We start from the raw sequence: 19,655 nt of genomic DNA on the forward strand, positions 1-19,655 counted from the left end.
CGTTTGAATCCCTTATTCCCCTTTAAAATTCGGTTTGCGTTTTTCAATAAAGGCTTGGATGCCTTCTTTGGCGTCATTCGATTGGAAAATTTCACCGAACTTTTTGGCTTCTAGCTTCATACCGCCATCATATGAATACAATTTTGTCGCATTCAATAAATCCAGCACATACTCGAGTGATTTTGGACTTTTCGTTGCAAATTTTGATGCAAGTGTTTTGGCAGCTTCGAGCGCCTCTTCCTCTGTTTCTGCCAGCTTTGACACAAGTCCACAGGCGAATGCTTCTTCACCTGTAATCGGTTCAGCTGTACCCATCATTTCTAGCGCTTTAGCAGAACCAACATAGCGCGGCAGGCGCTGCGTACCGCCGAATCCTGGAATGATACCTAGGTTTAGTTCAGGCAGTCCAAGCTTCGCATCTTTTGTTGCGATCCGGATATCACAAGACATAGCAAGCTCAAGACCCCCGCCTAATGCAGCTCCGTGAATTGAAGCAATGACCGGTTTTGGACATTGTTCAATCCGCTCAAAGACCTGCTGCCCTCTGTCTGCAAGGCTTGAATAGTCAGACTCTTCCTGTAACGTCGTAAATTCCTTAATATCAGCACCTGCTGAGAAAAATCTTCCTTCTCCGTGGATCACAATGGCTCTTACTTCTTCATTTTGTTCGAGCTGTTCAAACATGTCATTAAGCTCGGTGAGCAGCTGAGAAGATAAGGCGTTTGCTGGTGGATGCTGAATCGTGATAAGTGCTGTCTGCCTTTCATGATGTAAGCTGAGTATCTTTTCCATGTCAATCATCCTTTTTCAAAATGTCTTTAAGATTGATGTATTCCGTTTAAGAGTAGATCACGTACGTTTTCTGCGAGTGCAGGAAGATCATATTTTTGATCATTCATGACCCATGTTGTAGCGGTTTCATCAATCGTCCCAAATACCATTTGTCTCGCTAAGCGGACATCTAGATTTTGTCTAAATTCTCCTGTTTTCTTTCCTTCTGCTAAAATGGATTCGAGCATATTTAAATACCCTTTCAGCACCTCATTGATTTTTTGCCGCAGCTCAAGGTTTGACTGCCTGAGTTCAAGCTGTGTCACAAGAGCCAAATGATGATTTTGCGCAAGCATACGAAAATGCTCCTCAATGAGTAGTAGAAGCTTTTCTTTCGCCGACGGTTTCTTTTGAATATCTGTTTCCATCCGTTCGATGAATTGTCCCATTTTTTCTTTGAACAATGAAATCAAAATATCCTCTTTATTTTTGAAATAAAGATAAATGGTTCCGTCTGCTACCCCTGCTTGTTTCGCAATCTTTGACACTTGTGATTGGTGATAGCCATTCTCTGCAATCACCACAACTGCTGCATCAATAATTTGCATGTACTTCGGTCTTTTCTGCTTCAATGTGCTTCGTCCCTTTCTGGATTGAATGAGTATTCATTCATAACTTTATGTTAAAAAGAAACGGGCGATTTGTCAAGTAATCTTCTTCTTTCTTTTCCACCTTTAGCATAACAGACCAGACGGTCAACATTCAAATCATCCGGCCGGTAGACCGGATGATGCAGCCGTTATGTTTTCGGTTGATCGGCAGGCGTTTCAGATGATGAAGCGTGCTTTCTTTTCTCTTCTTCAATTAATACTCTGCGCAAAATCTTCCCGACGGCTGTTTTAGGCAGTGACTCTTTAAATTCATACACGCGCGGTACTTTAAATGAGGCAATTCTCGTCCTGACAAAGCGATCAAGTTCGTCCTCTGTTAAGTAGGCATTCTTTTTCGGTACAATAAATGCTTTCACTGTTTCTCCTCTGTACGGATCTGGAATACCTGCGACGACGACTTCTTGTACAAGCTCATGCTCATAAAGAGCTTCTTCGACTTCTCTTGGGTAAATATTATAGCCGCTCGCAATGATGACATCTTTTTTCCGGTCGACGATATAGAAAAAACCGTCCTCATCCATATACCCTATATCTCCGGTGAAAAACCAGCCATCTCGTAATACAGCCTCTGTCTCCTCTGGCTGATTCCAGTATCCTTTCATGATCTGAGGGCCTTTAACAATAATTTCTCCATGCTCATATGGTTCTTTCAGGCCTCCGGTTTCCTCGCAATAAATACCGGCATCTGTATTAGGCCAAGGACAGCCAATGCTGCCTGTTTTGTTCGCTCCCCATAAAAAGTTAGAATGAGTCACAGGTGAGGTTTCTGAAAGTCCATACCCCTCCACTAAGCGTCCTCCGGTTAATTTTTCAAAGCTTTGTTTGACTTCAAGAGGAAGTGCCGCTGAGCCGCTTAGACATGCAGTGATGGACGACAGGTCATACTTTTCAATGTTCGGATGATGCAGCAAGGCGATATACATGGTTGGTGCGCCTGGAAATAGCGTCGGCTTCTGTTTTTCAATGGTTTTGAGGGTATCAGCGACATCAAAGCGTGGAAGAAGAATCATTTGATGTCCTTCTTTGACAGCAAGATTTAAGACGGTCGTCATTCCGTAGACATGAAAAAACGGAATGATGCCGAGGATGCGTTCTTTCCCCCTGTTTGTTTTATACATCCAGGAAGCGCACATTTCAGTATTCGCTAAAATATTTTCATGTGTGAGCATGACCCCTTTTGGTAAACCGGTCGTTCCGCCTGTATATTGCAAAACAGCGATATCCTCTTTCGGATCAAAGGCAAGTGCGGGTATCTGCTGTTCACCTTCCGATTCTTTCATAATCTGCACGAAGTGATGAATGGTGTCATTTTTCTCGACTTGGATGACCATTTTATTTTTTCTTCTTTGCACAATAGGAAACAGTATGTTTTTCGGGAATGGTAAATAATCTTGTAGTTTGGTAACGATTAAGTGCTCCACACTTGTCAGCGCTTTCATTTTATAAGCCTTTGGATACAACAGATCAAGCGTGATCAGCACTTTGGCGCCGCTGTCTTCCATTTGGTATGCCAGTTCTTTCTCCGTATAAAGCGGGTTTGTTTGAACAACGATGCCGCCTGCTATTAAAACAGCATAATAAGAAATGACCGATTGAGGACAGTTCGGCAGCATGATCGCTACTCTGTCGCCTTTTTTCACGCCAATTTTCATCAGATGACTGGCTAGTTTCAATACGTCTTCTTGCAGCTGTTCATAGGTGATGTTCTTTCCTAGAAAATGAATGGCTGTATGCTCAGGTGCAGCCTCTGCGGAGCTGAATAAGTAAGATTGTAATGTTTCATTTGGGATGGTGAGTTCGTGGGGAATTTGATTCGGGTAATGCAGAAGCCAACGTTTATCTGACTGCATAAAAACCCTCCTTCCTGAACTTTCGTACTATTATATTATAGCAAACTTTTCCTTAGGGCAGTTTGCTTTTTTCTAATAGAGCTTGGTTCAATTGCACATGTTTACTTTTTCGCCGGTGTTTCGATAGAAGCTCTTTTTCCTTCATGATGCCACTGTTCATATAAACCGCCGATGGCACGAAATGATTCGTTCACTCTATCCACGATCTGTTGATGGATACTCGGATCATTCGGTAAATGCGTCTGGATGTTGTCGACTTGATGCTTTTTCATCATGTCGATGTAAACCGTGAGAAAAATGGTATCTTCTAAAATCCAGTAAATGACTTCATCTGCCACTTTTGTTCTTTTATGCAGCATTTGAATTCCTCGTTCATATTGAATGAGGATATAACCACTCGAATCGATTTGAATATAGGGACTCAAATCATCAAAAAATCCTGACGTTTGAAATGGACGTGCCATATATGGTTCGTATATGTCTCTTGGAAGGGATGTCATTTGAAGACAAGTATCAATGCGCTTGATCAGTTCGTCTTGTTGCAGAATGTGCTTCATGTCATTCGCCGCCTTTGATGAGATAAAAGCTGCCAAGGGATTCCCTGACAGCTTTCTAACGTTGTTTTTTTCATTTCACAGGAACAGATAAACGGCACCAATGACTGCAAAAGTGCAGGCAACTACGATTAATACTTTTGCTAGCTTTTCCATGTCGTCTCCTTAAATGCCGGCTGCGACTACGTAAGACAGCCCAACTGAAATGATGAGTGAAATAAACCCGACCGCTCTATTATCATTTTCAATCTCTTTGTCTACTTTAAAACGCGGTGTTAAAAATTCAAAAATGAAATAGCTGACAAGCAGCATCACAAAGCCGTATACGCCCCATCCAACCATTTGAAGAAGGGAATTGTGCTGTGCGATTGAATGCTGAAACACATTCGCAATCCCAAAGATCTTCCCGCCTGTTGCCATGGCAACAGCTAAGTTCCCCCGCTGGATCTCTTCCCAGTTCTTATAAGAAGTGACGAGTTCAAAAATGGTTAGAAATAAGACGAGACATAGGACGGCCACACTATAATAGGCGGCAATTTCCACAAGTTCATTTTCCCAAAAGGCTTTCATGCGTTTTCTCCTTTTTACTTTAATTCGACGATGGTGACGCCTGATCCTCCCTCACCTTGTTCGCCAAAACGAGCATTTTTCACACTTCGGTGCTGTTTCAATAATTCCTGAACCCCTTTTCTAAGGGCGCCAGTTCCTTTACCGTGAATAATAGACACGCGAGGATAACCAGCTAATACAGCATCATCTAAATATTTTTCGACTCTGCTTAAGGCATTTTCATAACGCTCGCCTCTTAAATCGAGTTCAAGCGAGACATGATAATCTTTCCCTTTGACTGCCGTGATGGCTTTTTCTTGCTTAAATTCAGGTGCTGATTTGATAAATTCCATGTCTTTTTCTTTTACCTTCATTTTTAGAATGCCCATTTGGACACTCCATTCTTTGTCGCCTGTTTGTTCAAGCAGTGTTCCTTTTTGTCCGAAGGTAAGCACTTTGACTTCGTCGCCTGACTTCAGCTGTCTTACTGCTTTTTTCGCTGGCTCTGGCTTCTTCTTCCTGTCAAACTCAGGAACAGCTTCTTCAAGACGCTTTCGCGCATCGATGAGTTCATGCTCTTTGAATGAGCGGTGTTCACTTTTTATCGAACGGAGCTCTTGAATGATATCTTCTGCTTCTTTTGATGCTTGATCAATTTTCTCTTTCGCTTTCTGTTCAGCTTCTTCAAGCAGTTTGTCTTTTTGCTCATTCCATTCAAGAATTTGTCTTTGCAATTCTTTATGAAGCTTTTCTGCTTCTTTTCTATAGACTTCTGTCTCATGCAGTTCTTCTTCTGCTTGTTTCTTGCTATCTTCTAATGAAGCAATCATTTGGTCTACTTCATTATGCTCTGCATGCATATCCGCTTTTGCCCGGTCTATGAGGTGATCTGGCAAACCAAGACGCTTTGAAATTTCAAATGCGTTACTTCGACCAGGCACACCGATGAGCAGGCGGTACGTTGGTGATAAGGTTTCGATATCAAACTCCACGCTTGCATTCGTGACGCCTTCCCGGTTATACCCATATGCCTTCAGCTCGGGGTAATGAGTCGTTGCAATGACACGTGCATTTGTTTGATGCACTTCATCTAATATGCTCATCGCAAGTGCCGCACCTTCAGCTGGGTCTGTTCCTGCCCCTAATTCATCAAATAAAACGAGAGAGTTAGAAGTCAAATGCTTTAAGATATCGACAATATTGACCATATGAGATGAGAACGTACTCAAGCTTTGTTCGATGGATTGTTCGTCTCCAATATCAGCAAAAACTTGGTCGAACACAGCCACTTCAGAGCCTTCTTCAACTGGAATATGGAGGCCCGCCTGTGTCATCAGCGTCAATAGACCCAGCGTTTTTAAGGTAACGGTCTTTCCCCCTGTATTTGGTCCAGTGATCACGATTGTTGAAAAATCTTTACCGAGCTCAATATCATTTGCGACAACTTGATCCCGAGGCAATAGAGGATGTCTTGCTCGTTTTAAATAGATTTCTCCTTGATCATTCACAGCAGGTTTTGTGGCTTTTTCTGCCTTTGCATATTTAGCTTTAGCAAAAATAAAATCTAGCGTTTGCAGCTCCTTTACATTGTGAAGCAGTTCCCCAATGTGCTCTGACACACTCTCTGTCAGCATTTGCAGGATCTTTTCAACCTCTTGCTTCTCTTTTAAACGGGTTTGCTGCAAGGTGTTATTTACATCCACGACCACTTGCGGCTCAATAAAAAGGGTTGCCCCTGATGAAGACTGGTCATGAACAATGCCGCCGTAATTCGAGCGGTACTCTTGTTTCACAGGAATAACAAACCGGTCATTACGAATGGTGACAATTGTGTCTGACAGCATTTTCGAAGCCGATTGTGAACGAATCATCGCTTCTAATTTATCACGGACCTTTGATTCTAGTGAGCGTAATTGAATGCGCAATGAACGAAGTGCTGGGGTTGCATGATCAAGCACTTCTCCATTATCACCAATACAGCTTTCGATTTCTTTTCTGATTTCAGGCAGTAATATGAGCGTCTCAGCATATGTATGAAGGCGCGGTATGTCTACTCCATCATCATACATGGACGTGAGAAAGTGCTTCATATTTTTCACCGCATATAATAGTCCTGCGATTTCCATCAGCTCAGAAGGGCTTAATGTACTTCCGATTTCTGCCCGTTTCACTGCGCGTCTAATATCTGTTAACCCGCCAAATGGCGCTGACCCCTTTAAACGGATCACATCTTGCGCTTCTGCTACCTCTTCCAGCAAATGCTGAATGGTTTCTATATCCGTCAGAGGTGTTAAATCCTGCGCTCTTTCTTTTCCTAATGTGGATGCGGTATAAGACATCACTTTTTCTTTTACTTTATGAAATTCTAATGATGCTAACACTTTTTGTTGCAGCATGGTCCAGCCTCCTAACGACTACCTGTCACGCGTTAAAAACTTTTTGATCTCGTTTAGAGTAAAAGTATTCACGACATTTGCTTTTGGTGTCCAGCCCTTTCTTGCAGCTGTTACACCGACTTCCATATGTTCCAGCATGGCGATGTTGTGCGCATCTGTATTGATCATGATGTTCACACCCGCTTCATTTGCTTTGATTAAATGCTCTGTTTTCAAATCAAGTCTTGACGGATTGCTGTTGAGTTCAAGTGCAGTGCCTGTTTTCTTCGCAAGTTCTATGAGCTGATCTATATTTAAGGCATAGCCATCCCGTCTGCCGATCAAACGGCCTGTTGGATGTGCAATTAAATCGACATGCTGATTACGCAAGGCATTTTCAAGGCGTTCCATAATGACTTCTTCCGGCTGAGAGAAGCTAGAATGAATAGACGCAATGACAAAATCCATGTCTTTTAAAAAGTCATCATCATAATCTAACGATCCATCCGGCAGGATATCCATTTCGACCCCTTTGAAAATGTGAAAATGCTCGAATTCCTGATTAAGCTTATCAATTTCTTTTGCTTGCAGACGCAAACGTTCTTTTGTTAAGCCGTTTGCTACTTTTAAATATTGCGAGTGGTCTGTAATCGCCATGTATTCATAGCCTTTTGCGATACATGCTTCCGCCATTTCACGAATAGAGAAGGCTCCGTCACTCCATGTCGAGTGCATATGAAGGTCGCCTTTGATATCTTTCAGTTCTACAAACTGCATACTTTCTTTATACGTATCAATCTCTGCTCCGGTTTCACGAATTTCTGGAGGAATGAGCGGAAGTTGAAAATGTGCATAAAAAGCGCTTTCGTCTTCAAACGTTTTTACATCTCCAGTTTCAATCGTTTCCACACCATATTCGCTAATGCGCTCTCCGCGTTCCTTTGCAAGCTGACGCATTCGAATATTGTGATCTTTTGAGCCAGTGAAATGGTGCAGCGTAGTTGCGAATTGGTCTTCTGTCACAAGCCGGAAGTCGACACTGATCTCAAAATCAAGGGCAAGCACAACAGATACCTTCGTATCACCGCTTGCGATCAGATCTTTCACATCATCAAGTGCAACGAGCTGCTCTCTGACTTGCTCAGGATTGTCTGTTGCAATGATATAATCTAAATCTTTGACGGTTTCGCGAGCACGTCTTAAGCTGCCGGCTCTTGAAAAACGGATGATACCTTTCATCTCTTCAAGCGCGTGATCAATCCGCTCTGCCACATCTAATGCAAATCCAATTGGCAGTCGTTCCGGCTGCTTTCCTGCTTCCTCAAGAGCTGCGAGAATCTTTTCTTCTGTTTTTTTGCCGAAGCCAGCAAGCGCTTGTACCTTTTCCGTTTCGCATGCTTCTTTTAGAGACTGTGCATCATGGACGCCAAGCTCTTGGTAAAGCTTAGCGATCTTCTTCCCGCCGAGTCCTGGCAATTTCAAAAGCGGGACAAGTCCTTCAGGCACTTCCTTTTTTAATTGTTCGAGGGTTTCTGATTGTCCTTTTTCGATATACTCAGTTATCACAGCAAAGGTTCCTTTTCCAATGCCGGGTAATGCTAATAGATCATCTATTTGAGAAAGGCTGCGGTCATCTTGTTCCAGTGCCGCTGCTGCTTTACGAAAGGCAGAAATTTTAAAAGGATTATCTCCTTTTAGCTCCATATATACTGCAATTGTTTCAAGAAGTTTGATAATATCTTTTTTATTCATCTCTCATCCTCCAGCCGCTTTGGCATCTTCCTTTATAAATATACAAACTTTTCCTTCATCCTACAACTTTCTGTCATGGAATGAGAAAAAACTTCTCCAAGAAAGGAGAAGTTTTTAAACTCCATACGTCGTCCATAAGTCTTTGACAAGACCGGACAGATAAGGGGTGTTGCTTACGATCGCATCTGCTAATATGGATTTACTCAACATTGTTTGCAGTGCATCGACTGGAAGTAATGCAGCGACAAACAAAAGAATAAAAACAAATAGATAGGTTTCAAGAAATCCTAAAACACCGCCAAGCAGTTTGTTGACCTGCTTAATCACAGGTATACTTGCAATGGTTGTGAGCAATCCGCCAATGATGGCGAGCAGGATTTTGGTCAAGATAAACAGAATGATAAACGCAATGGTATTATAATAAGCTGTTTCTAGATTCCCACTAAAGAAAGCGAGCTGCGCTTGACCGCCGCTAAAATTAGGTGCTGGAATCCACGTAAGCTGTGGTGCAAGTGACTGATAAAACATGGAAGCCACTAAGATAGAAACAACAAAGCTGATCAATTTAATAAATTGAAGAATAAACCCGCGTTTTAGACCGACAAGCGTTCCCATAAGAAGCAAAAACAAAATGATGATATCGATCACGGTAATTTCATTCCTTTTCTCTAAGCTGATTCTCTAGTTTTTCGTATTGCTCTTTTAATTTCAAGTAGTCGTGGACGACATTGACTGCTGTCAGTACAGCTAATTTGTTTATATCAAGGTATGGGTTTTTTTCATTTATTTCTCTCATTTTATCATCAACAATTGAAGCAACGTGTCGCATATGCATCTTCGTTTCTTGACCGATGATCGTAAAGGACTGTCCGTAAATCTCAACTGTTGTTTTTGTTGTTTTCGTTTTACCGCCGTCAGACAACGTTTCTCCTCCATTCCACGAGAATCCTAGTCTCTATCATAACATGTTTAGACATTGAATGGAAAGACGAGCCCTTCCCTGTTATGGTACACTTTAGAAATCAATGATATCAAGGTAAAAAGGAGTTATCCACTGTGCCACAATCCGTCTTAAAAGCAACATCAGAAGACCTTAAAAAGATGAAGAGCGCGTATGCGCACCACTTAACTGATACGTTACCACCAGGCGCCCTTTTTCAAGCAAAGGTTCCTGGCTGTACGATTACAGCCTATCGATCTGGAAAAGTGCTGTTTCAAGGTCAAAAGGCAGAAGCTGAAGCCAGTCAATTCAGCCATTTACAAACTGCTGATCCGAAAAGTCCAAAAGCACCTGCTGTCACAAAATATAGTCCGCCGTCAGGGATTGCTTCTATGTCCGTCATCGGTTCAGATGAAGTAGGAACAGGTGATTATTTTGGACCGATAACGGTCTGTGCCGCCTATGTTGATTCAAGCAAGCTTGCTCTCATGAAAGAGCTTGGCGTAAAAGACTCAAAAGGCCTAAAAGACCCGCAAATTATCAACATTGCCAAAGATCTCATCAAAACCATTCCGTTCAGCCTTCTTGTACTCCGAAATGAAAAGTATAATGCGATGCAGGAAAAGGGCATGAGCCAAGGAAAAATGAAGGCGCTCCTTCACAACCAAGTCATCACCTCTGTGCTGGAGAAATTAGATGGGAAACAGCCTGAAGCTATTTTAATTGACCAATTTGCAGAACCGGGTATTTATTTCAAGCATCTTGCTGGAAAAAAAATTATTCGGGAACGGACGTACTTTAGCACAAAAGCAGAAGGCATTCATTTGTCAGTTGCTGCGGCTTCCATTATTGCAAGGTACGCTTTTTTAATTGAAATGGATAAGTTATCTAAAGCAGCAGGGTTTGACATTCCAAAAGGAGCCGGCCCTCATGTAGACAAGGCGGCTGCAAAGCTCATCAAGCTGCACGGCGAAGAGGCTTTACGTCAATTTACAAAACTGCATTTTGCCAACACACAAAAAGCAAAAAAATGGTTATAAAAAAGAGCTAGGCCCATATGGCCTTAGCTCTTTTTTCTTTAACCGCGCAAGACGGCTTGATACGTATCTTCTAATGCTTTCAATACTTTCGTATGAACTGCGGTGACTTCTTCCTCTGTCAAAGTTTGTTCCGGATTTAAATATTGGAGAGAGAATGCAACAGATTTCTTGCCTTCTTCCATGTGTTCACCTTCATACACGTCAAAGACGGATAGATCAGTCAGTAAATCCCCGCCTGCCTCATAGATGACACGCTCCAGCTGTCCGCTTGAGATATGCTGATCTACAACAAGTGCAATATCTCTTGTCACAGCAGGGAATCTCGGAATCGCTGTATATTTCATATCCTTCGATTCCGACGTCATCACATCTGTTAAATCAAACTCGAAGACATATGTTTCTTTTAAATCTAATTCCTTTTCAACGACTGGATGAAGTGCAGCAACAAACCCAATGACTTTTCCATTTAAATGAACATCTGCTGTCCGACCTGGGTGAAGACCTTCACGCTCTGCTTGAACATATGTGATTTGGTCTGATACACCAAGCTTTTCAAATAGACCTTCTGCAATTCCTTTCGCTACATAAAAATCGACAGCTTTTTTCTCGACCTGCCAAAGATTTTTATGCCATAAACCTGTCAGCGCACCAGCGACATGTTCTTTTTCCACCGGTTTTGCCCCTTCAGCTTCTGCTAAGAACACAGAACCCGTTTCATAAAAACCAAAGGAATCAGCTTGTCTTGCCAAGTTATATGCAACTGAATCAAGTAAGTTTGGCAGAAGACTTTGTCTGAGCACACTTCGTTCCTCACTCATTGGCAGGGAAAGTCTTGTTTTATAAGCTGGATTCAATGCAAAGGCAGTAGACTTATGCTGATTTGTCAATGAATACGTGATCGCTTGAGAAAGACCTGCGCCTTCTAAGAAACGTCTCACCTTTCTGCGTTTCACTTGATATGGCGTGAGACCGCCAACTGTACCAGCTGTCGCAGGTAGTGTAGATGGAATATTATCGTAGCCGTATAATCTCGCAACTTCTTCAATGAGATCTTCTTCAATCGTGATATCCATTCTGCGAGAAGGAACCGTTACGACAAGAACGTCATTTGATTCGCCTACTGTAAAGCCCAGTTTGTTGAAAATTTGAATCATATCTTCTTTTGAAATGCTCATGCCAAGCACCTTGTTCACACGCTCAGTAGATACGTGGATGACATTCATATTTATTTCAAGGTGGTTTTCCTCCACAGTCCCGCTTAGCACTTCACCACCAGCATAGATGCTGATCAATTGCGCCGCTCTTTCGGCTGCAGATTTCGTACGCTGCGGATCAAGTCCTTTTTCAAATCGTGTGCTTGATTCACTGCGAAGCCCTAAGTCTCTAGATGCTTGACGGACTGTTTGACCGTTGAAATATGCCGCTTCTAAAAGAATTGTTGTCGTTTCATCACGCACCTCTGATTCAAGACCGCCCATGACGCCTGCGACAGCGTGCGCTTTCGTTCCGTTAGTGATCACAAGATGCTTTGATGAAAGTGTACGCTCTTGCTCATCAAGTGTTTGAATGCTTTCGCTATCAGTCGCTTTACGTACGACCACTTGCTTTGAACCAAAGCGGTCATAATCAAAGGCATGAAGCGGTTGACCGTATTCAAGCAGTACAAAGTTCGTAATATCGACGACGTTGTTAATTGGGCGAATGCCTGCATTCATCAATCTTGTTTGAATCCAAAGCGGTGCTGGTCCAATCTTTACATTTTTAATGACCTTCGCTGCATAAAGTGGATTCGCTTCTTGATCTTCAATTTTCACCGAAATATAGTCTGCTGCTTTTTCTGAAGACGTGTCATGTGCTGTATCAGGAAGTTTGGTGTCTTTCCCTAAGATGGCTGCAACCTCATAGGCGACACCTAGCATATTCAGAGCATCCGCACGGTTTGGTGTTAAGCCAAGCTCAAGTACTGCATCGTCTAATTGAAGTGCCTGAAGGGCATCATCCCCGGGTTTGACGTCATTTGGGAAAACAAAAATACCTTCTGCATATTCCTTTGGTACGAGTTTGCTTTCGACACCTAATTCTTGCAGAGAACAAATCATGCCATGAGACTCTTCGCCGCGCAGCTTTGCTTTTTTAATTTTAAAGTTCCCAGGAAGGACTGCGCCAACCGTTGCGACAGCCACATATTGACCTTTATCCACATTCGGAGCCCCGCAAATAATTTGAACCGGTTCGTCTTCTCCGATATCCACGAGACATTTATTTAACTTGTCGGCATTCGGGTGCTGTTCTCGCTCCACGACGTGTCCAACGACAACTCCTTTAATGCCTTCGCCTTTATATTCAACGGCTTCCACTTCAATTCCGCTTCTTGTGATTTTCTCTGCTAATTCATCCGGCTGAATGCCTTCTAAATCGACATAGTCTTCTAACCATTTATATGAAACAAACATGTTGATTTCCTCCTCTTAGTCCTGCTTGAATTGCTTTGTGAATCTAATATCATTTGTGTAGAAATGGCGAATATCATCAATGCCGTATTTGAGCATTGCAATCCGTTCAACACCCATTCCAAAAGCAAAGCCTTGGTAAGTTTCTGGATCAAATCCGCTCATTTTCAAAACATTTGGATGAACCATCCCAGCTCCTAAAATTTCAATCCAGCCTGTTCCTTTACATACAGAACAGCCTTTTCCTCCGCATTTAAAGCAGGACACATCCACTTCAACAGATGGTTCTGTGAATGGGAAAAAGCTTGGACGCAGTCTAATTTCACGATCTTCACCAAACATTTTTCTTGCGACTGTCTCAAGCGTACCTTTTAGATCACTCATGCTAATATTGTGATCGACAACAAGCCCTTCAATCTGCATGAATTGATGTGAATGAGTCGCGTCATCGCTGTCTCGTCTATATACTTTCCCAGGGCAGATGATCTTCACAGGACCTTGTCCTTTATATTTTTCAAGTGTACGTGCTTGAACTGGTGACGTTTGTGTTCTGAGCAGTGTATCCTCGGTAATATAGAAGCTGTCCTGCATATCACGTGCCGGATGCTCCTTTGGAAGATTCAGCGCCTCAAAGTTATAATAATCCGTTTCTACCTCAGGACCTTCCTCAACGGTATAGCCCATGCCAATAAATAAATCTTCAATATCTTCGACAACAATCGTTAATGGATGTCTTGCCCCTATTTTGATTGGGCTTGCTGGCAATGTAACATCGATCGTTTGAGACGCAAGTTTCTTCTTCACTTCTTCTTTTTCCAGCTGCTCATTTTTTTCAGCAATGGCACCAGCAATCTGCTCTCTCACTTCGTTTGCGAGTGCGCCCATTTTTGGTCTTTCTTCTGCGGAGAGCTTGCCCATTCCGCGGAGTACTTCTGTGATCGGTCCTTTTTTCCCTAAATATTGAACACGAATGTCATTGACTTCTTTGAGCGAGCTAGCTGCTTCAACCTTCGCTATCGCTTCTAATTCAAGCTGTTTTAACGTTTCTTGCATGAGTGTAATCCTCCTTTTGATATACAAAACCGCCTGGATAAACGGCTGTTTGATCGTTTGAAGACAATAAAAAAACCCGTCCCCTCTAGAAAAGAAGGGACGAGTTGTGGTCGCGGTACCACCCTTGTTAAGCACAAATATATGTGCGAATAAGCTTCATTGACATAACGGAATCAAACGAATCCGGTTCACCTTTACGCAAAGCTTGCGGTCCCGGTGACAACTCCAGAGGTGAATTCCTGTTTCAGCATTCCTTAAATGCACTTTCAGTCTACGATGCATTCTCCCTATAAGGCTGCTCCTTGAAACAATCTTCCTCTATCATGGTTTTTAAAATATTAGTTTCATTATAGTGAAAATGAGCGCATGTTGCAACACTATCCACGCAAATGATAAACAAGTACAGCCGCTGCAACAGCCACATTTAATGATTCTGCCTGGCCATACATTGGCACATATAAATTGTGGTCTGTCATTTGCAGAATCTCTGGGTTTATACCCGCTCCTTCATTGCCAACAATCAATGCAAACGGACCTTCTGCCGTTACGCTTCTATACGCTTTCGCATTGTTTAGCGCACTTCCGTATACAGGAATGTCTTGCTCCTTACATGCTGGTATGATCTGCTGAAGGCTTTGCTTTAAAATTGGCAGGTGGAAATGCGACCCTTGTGCGGAACGGAGCGTTTTTCCGTTATACGCATCAACTGTTCCATCGCCTAAGATCACAGCATCAAGACCAGCGGCATCTGCTGTCCGAATGAGTGTGCCTAAATTCCCTGGGTCCTGCACTGCATCTAACAGAAGAAGTCGTTCATACTTCTTTTCTTCAAATACAGGAACTGTACAAACTGCCGCGATGTGCTGAGGCGTTTCCGTTTCGGTCATGGCAGAAAAGGCTTCCTCGCTCAGTTCATAAAGCTCAATGTCAGGATCGATATGAGAAGGAAGCTTATCAGGCGATGTGACCATTAATTCTTTCACAACCCCGCTCTTCAATGCTTCTTCTACTAAGTGGATTCCCTCCACGAGAAACAGCCCCGTTTTCATTCGTTCTTTTTTTGTATGGAGCTTTTTCCACTGTTTAATGTTTGTATTTTTTGCTGATTCTATATATTTCAAGCGACTTTAACTCCTTTAAATATCATGAATTTATTATATCTCATGCACACTACATAATAAACCGTTCTTTGAGACAGAATAGGGCTATTACCATCAAAAAAGGAGTGTGGGCAATGGATTTTAATTTAAGAGGCGCAGTCATTCAAAACATCACTGGCCATAATCAAGAGCAGCTTGAGCATACGATTTTAGATGCCATTCAAAGCGGTGAGGAAAAAATGCTGCCAGGTCTTGGCGTGTTGTTCGAAGTGCTATGGCAAGAAGCATCAGAAAACGAGAAAAACGAGATTCTTGAAACATTAGAGCAAGGCTTAAAGCCTCATCAGCAGCAATAAAAGAAGCCGGTTTGCTATCATAAGCAAACCGGCTTTTTCATTTAGCCAGTGATCGGTGTTTCCATCCGAAGCGCTGGATCACGCCAAATGTCGACCCACTTTTTAATTGCAAACACAATAATCACAAATCCTAAGATCAGCATAATGATCGACAGCACCGCATTCAGCACGCTGTAACCTGATGCCTCGGGATTAAGATATACATTTGCTACCATCCAATAGCCCGCATAATTCACTGTCACATATAAGTAAGCAAGTGGAATTAAACAAGTCAGCATATATCGCCTTTTATCTGCAATTTTTAATACAACGGTTGCTCCGATAATAAGACCGACCGATGCCATTAATTGGTTTGACACCCCAAACAGCGCCCAAATCGACCCGATGTCTCCAGAGTAAAGCAAGTACCCCCACATAAAACAAGCAAGCGCACTTGCGAACACCGACCCAGGGACCCAGTCATTTCGTTTAAGCGGTTTATAAGCTTCACCAAAGAAGTCTTGAATTAAATAGCGTGCCACACGTGTCCCTGCATCAATAGCGGTTAAAATAAAGACGGCTTCAAACATAATGACGAATTGGAAGAAATAAGACGCCAAATGACCAAAGAACGGAATTCCCGTAAAGATATACGCCATTCCTACAGCTAATGTCACAGCTCCACCTGTTCTTCCTTCTAAATCAAGACCAATTTCCTTACTCAGCTGCGGAAGGTTCTCGACACTCATCCCAAGTGTTCTGAACACTTCTGGCGTACTGTTGATCGCAAAATAATCGCCTGGATGAAGAGCCGTAGCGGCAATTAACGCCATAATTCCAACTAGACATTCTACTAGCATTGCGCCAAACGCGACAGGCTTCATATCACTCCAGCGGTCAAGCATCTTAGGCGTTGTCCCAGATCCAACAAATGCGTGGAAACCAGATATGGCACCGCAAGCAATGGTAATTGAAATAAAAGGCCAGACAGGACCAGCTAAAACAGGACCTCCTCCATTCACAAACTCCGTAAAGGCTGGGAATTGAATCGTTGGATTGACGACAAAGATTCCAGCAATCAAGGCGATAAAAACACCTATTTTCATAAAGCTGCTTAAATAGTCCCTCGGTGCGAGCAGCAGCCATACCGGCAATGCCGCAGCAAAAAAAGCATAGATCGGCAGAGCAAGGGCAAGCGTTTTTGTATCAAGTGTTAAAAGATCGCCAAGTGCCGTGCCTTGAATATTCGGCCCAAGGAATACACCAACCATCAGCAAAATAAATCCCGCAGTTGTGGCTAGTTTTAAATTGCCTGTCTTTTTATAATAAAGACCAACTCCCATCGCAATTGGAATCGTGATTCCGACTGCAAATGTCCCCCAAGGGTTACGTTCTAATGCATGAAGCACCACCATAGACAAACCTGCCATTGTGATCGTAATGATAAACAGCATCGCAAGCCCTGTACAAAATCCTGCGACAGGTCCTAGCTCTTCCTTCGCTACCTCTGATAACGATTTCCCCTTTTTTCGCATCGACGCAAATAAGACGACAAGATCATGTACAGCTCCGCCAATCACTGCGCCAATTAACAGCCACAGGAGACCCGGTAAATACCCGAATTGTGCAGCTAAAATCGGCCCCACTAACGGACCGGCAGCTGCAATCGCAGCAAAGTGATGCCCAAATGTGACCCATTTATTAGTTGGTACATAATCTTTCCCGTCCTCTAATGTGTGAGCAGGTGTAAAATGATCGTCTGTCACCTTTAAGACATTGACCATCATAAATGTGCCATAAAGACGATAGGCAATCGCTAAAATACACATAGATGCTATGACAATTGTAACCGCATTCATTTAACCATCCCCTTTGCACAAACAATTTGTTACAAATATAACATAAATTGATTGATTTTTCTTTCTTTTAAAACCAAGTTGACAAATGTGAATAATATGTTTATTCTTGAGGTAGCTTCACCTACTTCCATAAACTCTCTTTTGACAGGGCATTCTTTAGGCTCTGTCCTTTTTATTGCTTTCATCTTACAAAAATAAAAGCCAGATCACATGTGCCTTATTCACTAGAATATTTTTTCTTCTTCTGTCAAAAACAGTTCTTTTGACGTAATGATAAAACAGCGTTCATTTCCTGGGAAATTCAAAGAAATAAAAAAAGCCCTTCCCCTATACTGAGGAAAGGCATTCTTTCTTAAGAACCGTACGTGATTTGTTCAACCGTTTTTTGATCAAGTCTTTTGATCACTTCTGTTAAAAGCTTCACTGCATTTTCATAATCATCTCGGTGAATCATCGCTGCATGGGTATGAATATATCTGCTTGGTATCCCGATCGATAGTGATGGCACACCATGACCAGTTAAATGGATGCCGCCAGCATCTGTCCCGCCGCCAGGCATGGAGTCATATTGGTAAGGGATGTTCAATTCATCCGCTGTTTGGACAACAAAATCTCGAAGCCCTTTATGAGATACCATCGAAGCATCAAATACAACAATCGTTGGCCCTTTGCCAAGTTTGCTTGTTGCTTCTTTTTCAGTAATGCCCGGCGTGTCTCCTGCTACACCAACATCAATGGCAAACCCTATATCAGGCTGGATTGTAGCCGCTGCTGTTTTGGCCCCGCGCAGGCCAACTTCCTCTTGTACAGTTGCAACACTGTAAGCAATATTCTCATGCTGAGTATTGTGTAAGTTCTTCATGACATCAATCGCTACTGCACAGCCGATACGGTTGTCCCATGCTTTTGCAAGGAGCATTTTTTCATCATTCATCACTGTAAACTCAAAATAAGGGACGATTTGATCTCCAGGCAGAACGCCCCATTCCATTGCCTGTTCTTTGCTTGATGCACCGATATCAATAAACATATCTGTAATCTCAATCGATTTTTTTCGAGCTTCAGGTGACAAGACGTGCGGCGGCTTTGAGCCAATCACACCTGTAATGTCTCCCTTTTTCGTTACAATGGTCACACGCTGCGCGAGCATGACCTGTGACCACCATCCGCCGACAGTTTGGAAGCGAATGTAGCCCTTGTCATCAATTTTTGTCACCATGAATCCTACTTCATCTAAGTGACCAGCGAGCATAATTTTAGGTCCGTTTGCGTTTCCTTCCTTTTTAGCGATTAAGCTGCCAAGGCGGTCACTAGAGACTTCATCTGCATATGATTCTATGTATGTCTGCATGACTTTTTTGACATCACGTTCATTTCCTGGAATCCCTTTTGCATCCGTTAGGTCTTTCAGCATAGTTAATGTTTGATCTAGCTTTGTCATTCCATATATCCTCCTTTATCTTCATGGTGCATTCTTATTATACAAAACCTCTTTCGTTCAATACGATCTTTTTATGAATATTTTTTCGTTTTCCGAAATATTTTTTAAAAAAAAGTTGAAACCTTTTGCCCTTTTCATTCGTAGTACATCAGATAACGGTATTGGAGGTGCATCCTGTCATGTTTGTAATCCTCATTAGACTAGCTCTTGTTGCACTGCTTGTCTACATCTTCTACATGGCGGTAAAATTCTTCTCAAACCCGAGAAGAAAGCTGAAACAAGCACAATTAAAAGAAGGCTTTTATTTTATGGACGAACAGCAAAATGCACGTAAAAATTTTAATTTCGTCTATAAAGGTGTCTTGTTTGAAGGGGAAAAGCATGTTCCTTCTAAGGATCATCCTCTGTTTGTCCACTCCATTTACGTTTGGACGGAGTCACCTGAGAAGCTAAGTGAATTTACATTAGAAGACTTTGAAAAATTGGAGGAAAACATCATCGAACGTTATCCTCAAACAAAAATTGATTGGGATCAGCCCATTAAAAAAATCAAACAAAAAAAAGGAGCAGACACGCCGTCTTGATGGCGTCTGCTCCTTTTTCAGATGAACTTGATATATCCTAATATGATCAACTGCACCATGATTAACACTGGCATGCCAATTTGAAAGGCAGGATGTTTTGTTTTATGACGAAAATACTGCATCCCTAGATACGATCCAGCAGCCCCAAAAAGCACGGCAGCACTCCATAAGTGCGCCTCTGAAATTCTCCATTTATGCGCTTTTGCCCGGCGCTTGTCCTCTCCCATGAGAAAGAAACCATAGCCATTTACCAAGATCAGCAGCACAATCAACGCGATATTCATTCATTTCACCTCACATGATGAGCAAAAAAGATCACCCCTCAACGGAA

General features: G+C 42.4%; 18 protein-coding genes. 3 read left to right on the forward strand and 15 right to left on the reverse strand.

What is annotated here, in order from left to right; translation table 11 throughout:
- Positions 1 to 12: 12 nt before the first annotated feature.
- The 9 genes from MHH68_RS12760 to zapA form a co-directional block, all read right to left on the reverse strand.
- Positions 13 to 792: an enoyl-CoA hydratase gene (locus MHH68_RS12760; protein ID WP_058015121.1), complete on the reverse strand. Its 780-nt coding sequence runs from the start codon at positions 790 to 792 to the stop codon at positions 13 to 15.
- A 26-nt stretch (positions 793 to 818) separates the two neighbouring features.
- On the reverse strand, positions 819 to 1,403 hold the full coding sequence (locus MHH68_RS12765) for a TetR/AcrR family transcriptional regulator (RefSeq protein WP_003216590.1): 585 nt from the start codon (positions 1,401 to 1,403) through the stop codon (positions 819 to 821).
- A gap of 167 nt (positions 1,404 to 1,570) precedes the next feature.
- Positions 1,571 to 3,292: an AMP-binding protein gene (locus MHH68_RS12770; RefSeq protein WP_180310400.1), complete on the reverse strand. Its 1,722-nt coding sequence runs from the start codon at positions 3,290 to 3,292 to the stop codon at positions 1,571 to 1,573.
- A gap of 101 nt (positions 3,293 to 3,393) precedes the next feature.
- Entirely contained in the window at positions 3,394 to 3,849 is a 456-nt protein-coding gene (locus MHH68_RS12775) for an immunity 63 family protein (RefSeq protein WP_058015119.1), read from the reverse strand.
- A gap of 162 nt (positions 3,850 to 4,011) precedes the next feature.
- A complete protein-coding gene (locus tag MHH68_RS12780) occupies positions 4,012 to 4,416 on the reverse strand; it encodes a DUF350 domain-containing protein (protein ID WP_007501637.1) in 405 nt (134 codons plus the stop codon).
- 14 nt (positions 4,417 to 4,430) lie between these two features.
- Positions 4,431 to 6,788, reverse strand: coding sequence for an endonuclease MutS2 (locus MHH68_RS12785; protein ID WP_058015141.1), 2,358 nt, complete (start codon positions 6,786 to 6,788; stop codon positions 4,431 to 4,433).
- 21 nt (positions 6,789 to 6,809) lie between these two features.
- A complete protein-coding gene (gene polX / locus MHH68_RS12790; protein WP_339163411.1) occupies positions 6,810 to 8,522 on the reverse strand; it encodes a DNA polymerase/3'-5' exonuclease PolX in 1,713 nt (570 codons plus the stop codon).
- A 114-nt stretch (positions 8,523 to 8,636) separates the two neighbouring features.
- Positions 8,637 to 9,170: a CvpA family protein gene (locus MHH68_RS12795; RefSeq protein ID WP_003216761.1), complete on the reverse strand. Its 534-nt coding sequence runs from the start codon at positions 9,168 to 9,170 to the stop codon at positions 8,637 to 8,639.
- Positions 9,171 to 9,177: 7 nt separating this feature from the next.
- Entirely contained in the window at positions 9,178 to 9,444 is a 267-nt protein-coding gene (gene zapA / locus MHH68_RS12800; protein WP_058015117.1) for a cell division protein ZapA, read from the reverse strand.
- A 134-nt stretch (positions 9,445 to 9,578) separates the two neighbouring features.
- Between zapA and rnhC the strand changes: the two genes are divergently transcribed.
- Complete coding sequence (gene rnhC, locus MHH68_RS12805; protein WP_081042328.1) at positions 9,579 to 10,502, forward strand: ribonuclease HIII; 924 nt, start codon at positions 9,579 to 9,581, stop codon at positions 10,500 to 10,502.
- 38 nt (positions 10,503 to 10,540) lie between these two features.
- Here the strand turns inward: rnhC and pheT are convergent, their stop codons facing one another.
- From pheT to MHH68_RS12820, 3 genes are all read right to left on the reverse strand, one after another.
- Entirely contained in the window at positions 10,541 to 12,955 is a 2,415-nt protein-coding gene (pheT, locus tag MHH68_RS12810) for a phenylalanine--tRNA ligase subunit beta (RefSeq protein ID WP_339163414.1), read from the reverse strand.
- Between the two features lie 15 nt (positions 12,956 to 12,970).
- On the reverse strand, positions 12,971 to 14,005 hold the full coding sequence (gene pheS / locus MHH68_RS12815) for a phenylalanine--tRNA ligase subunit alpha (protein WP_044139943.1): 1,035 nt from the start codon (positions 14,003 to 14,005) through the stop codon (positions 12,971 to 12,973).
- A gap of 377 nt (positions 14,006 to 14,382) precedes the next feature.
- Complete coding sequence (locus MHH68_RS12820) at positions 14,383 to 15,126, reverse strand: RNA methyltransferase (RefSeq protein WP_061409025.1); 744 nt, start codon at positions 15,124 to 15,126, stop codon at positions 14,383 to 14,385.
- 113 nt (positions 15,127 to 15,239) lie between these two features.
- Here MHH68_RS12820 and sspI point away from each other — a divergent pair, with 113 nt between their 5' ends.
- Complete coding sequence (sspI, locus tag MHH68_RS12825; protein ID WP_003216243.1) at positions 15,240 to 15,461, forward strand: small acid-soluble spore protein SspI; 222 nt, start codon at positions 15,240 to 15,242, stop codon at positions 15,459 to 15,461.
- A 41-nt stretch (positions 15,462 to 15,502) separates the two neighbouring features.
- On the opposite strand, the gene cstA is transcribed toward sspI, so the two are convergent.
- Together cstA and MHH68_RS12835 are read right to left on the reverse strand one after the other, a co-directional pair.
- Complete coding sequence (gene cstA / locus MHH68_RS12830) at positions 15,503 to 17,299, reverse strand: carbon starvation protein CstA (RefSeq protein WP_339163418.1); 1,797 nt, start codon at positions 17,297 to 17,299, stop codon at positions 15,503 to 15,505.
- 352 nt (positions 17,300 to 17,651) lie between these two features.
- Entirely contained in the window at positions 17,652 to 18,740 is a 1,089-nt protein-coding gene (locus tag MHH68_RS12835; RefSeq protein ID WP_050943605.1) for a M42 family metallopeptidase, read from the reverse strand.
- 179 nt (positions 18,741 to 18,919) lie between these two features.
- On the opposite strand from MHH68_RS12835, the gene MHH68_RS12840 reads away from it, so the two are divergent.
- Entirely contained in the window at positions 18,920 to 19,324 is a 405-nt protein-coding gene (locus MHH68_RS12840; protein WP_003216690.1) for a hypothetical protein, read from the forward strand.
- Positions 19,325 to 19,341: 17 nt separating this feature from the next.
- Here MHH68_RS12840 and MHH68_RS12845 read toward each other — a convergent pair whose 3' ends face one another.
- The gene (locus tag MHH68_RS12845) at positions 19,342 to 19,608 is read right to left on the reverse strand and encodes a DUF1294 domain-containing protein (protein ID WP_003216616.1); all 267 of its coding nucleotides are present in this window, start codon (positions 19,606 to 19,608) and stop codon (positions 19,342 to 19,344) included.
- Positions 19,609 to 19,655 lie beyond the last annotated feature (47 nt).

This window comes from Bacillus sp. FSL K6-2841, assembly GCF_037976435.1.
GTDB lineage: Bacteria > Bacillota > Bacilli > Bacillales > Bacillaceae > Bacillus > Bacillus pumilus.

What these genes read in the sequence shown, in the direction of transcription:
- polX (WP_339163411.1), bottom strand. Translation starts at nt 8,522, where the DNA reads ATGAATAAAAAAGATATTATCAAACTTCTTGAAACAATTGCAGTATAT.
- MHH68_RS12760 (WP_058015121.1), bottom strand. Translation starts at nt 792, where the DNA reads ATGGAAAAGATACTCAGCTTACATCATGAAAGGCAGACAGCACTTATC.
- sspI (WP_003216243.1), top strand. Translation starts at nt 15,240, where the DNA reads ATGGATTTTAATTTAAGAGGCGCAGTCATTCAAAACATCACTGGCCAT.
- MHH68_RS12780 (WP_007501637.1), bottom strand. Translation starts at nt 4,416, where the DNA reads ATGAAAGCCTTTTGGGAAAATGAACTTGTGGAAATTGCCGCCTATTAT.
- pheS (WP_044139943.1), bottom strand. Translation starts at nt 14,005, where the DNA reads ATGCAAGAAACGTTAAAACAGCTTGAATTAGAAGCGATAGCGAAGGTT.
- MHH68_RS12845 (WP_003216616.1), bottom strand. Translation starts at nt 19,608, where the DNA reads ATGAATATCGCGTTGATTGTGCTGCTGATCTTGGTAAATGGCTATGGT.
- MHH68_RS12840 (WP_003216690.1), top strand. Translation starts at nt 18,920, where the DNA reads ATGTTTGTAATCCTCATTAGACTAGCTCTTGTTGCACTGCTTGTCTAC.
- MHH68_RS12835 (WP_050943605.1), bottom strand. Translation starts at nt 18,740, where the DNA reads ATGACAAAGCTAGATCAAACATTAACTATGCTGAAAGACCTAACGGAT.
- pheT (WP_339163414.1), bottom strand. Translation starts at nt 12,955, where the DNA reads ATGTTTGTTTCATATAAATGGTTAGAAGACTATGTCGATTTAGAAGGC.
- MHH68_RS12770 (WP_180310400.1), bottom strand. Translation starts at nt 3,292, where the DNA reads ATGCAGTCAGATAAACGTTGGCTTCTGCATTACCCGAATCAAATTCCC.
- cstA (WP_339163418.1), bottom strand. Translation starts at nt 17,299, where the DNA reads ATGAATGCGGTTACAATTGTCATAGCATCTATGTGTATTTTAGCGATT.
- MHH68_RS12775 (WP_058015119.1), bottom strand. Translation starts at nt 3,849, where the DNA reads ATGAAGCACATTCTGCAACAAGACGAACTGATCAAGCGCATTGATACT.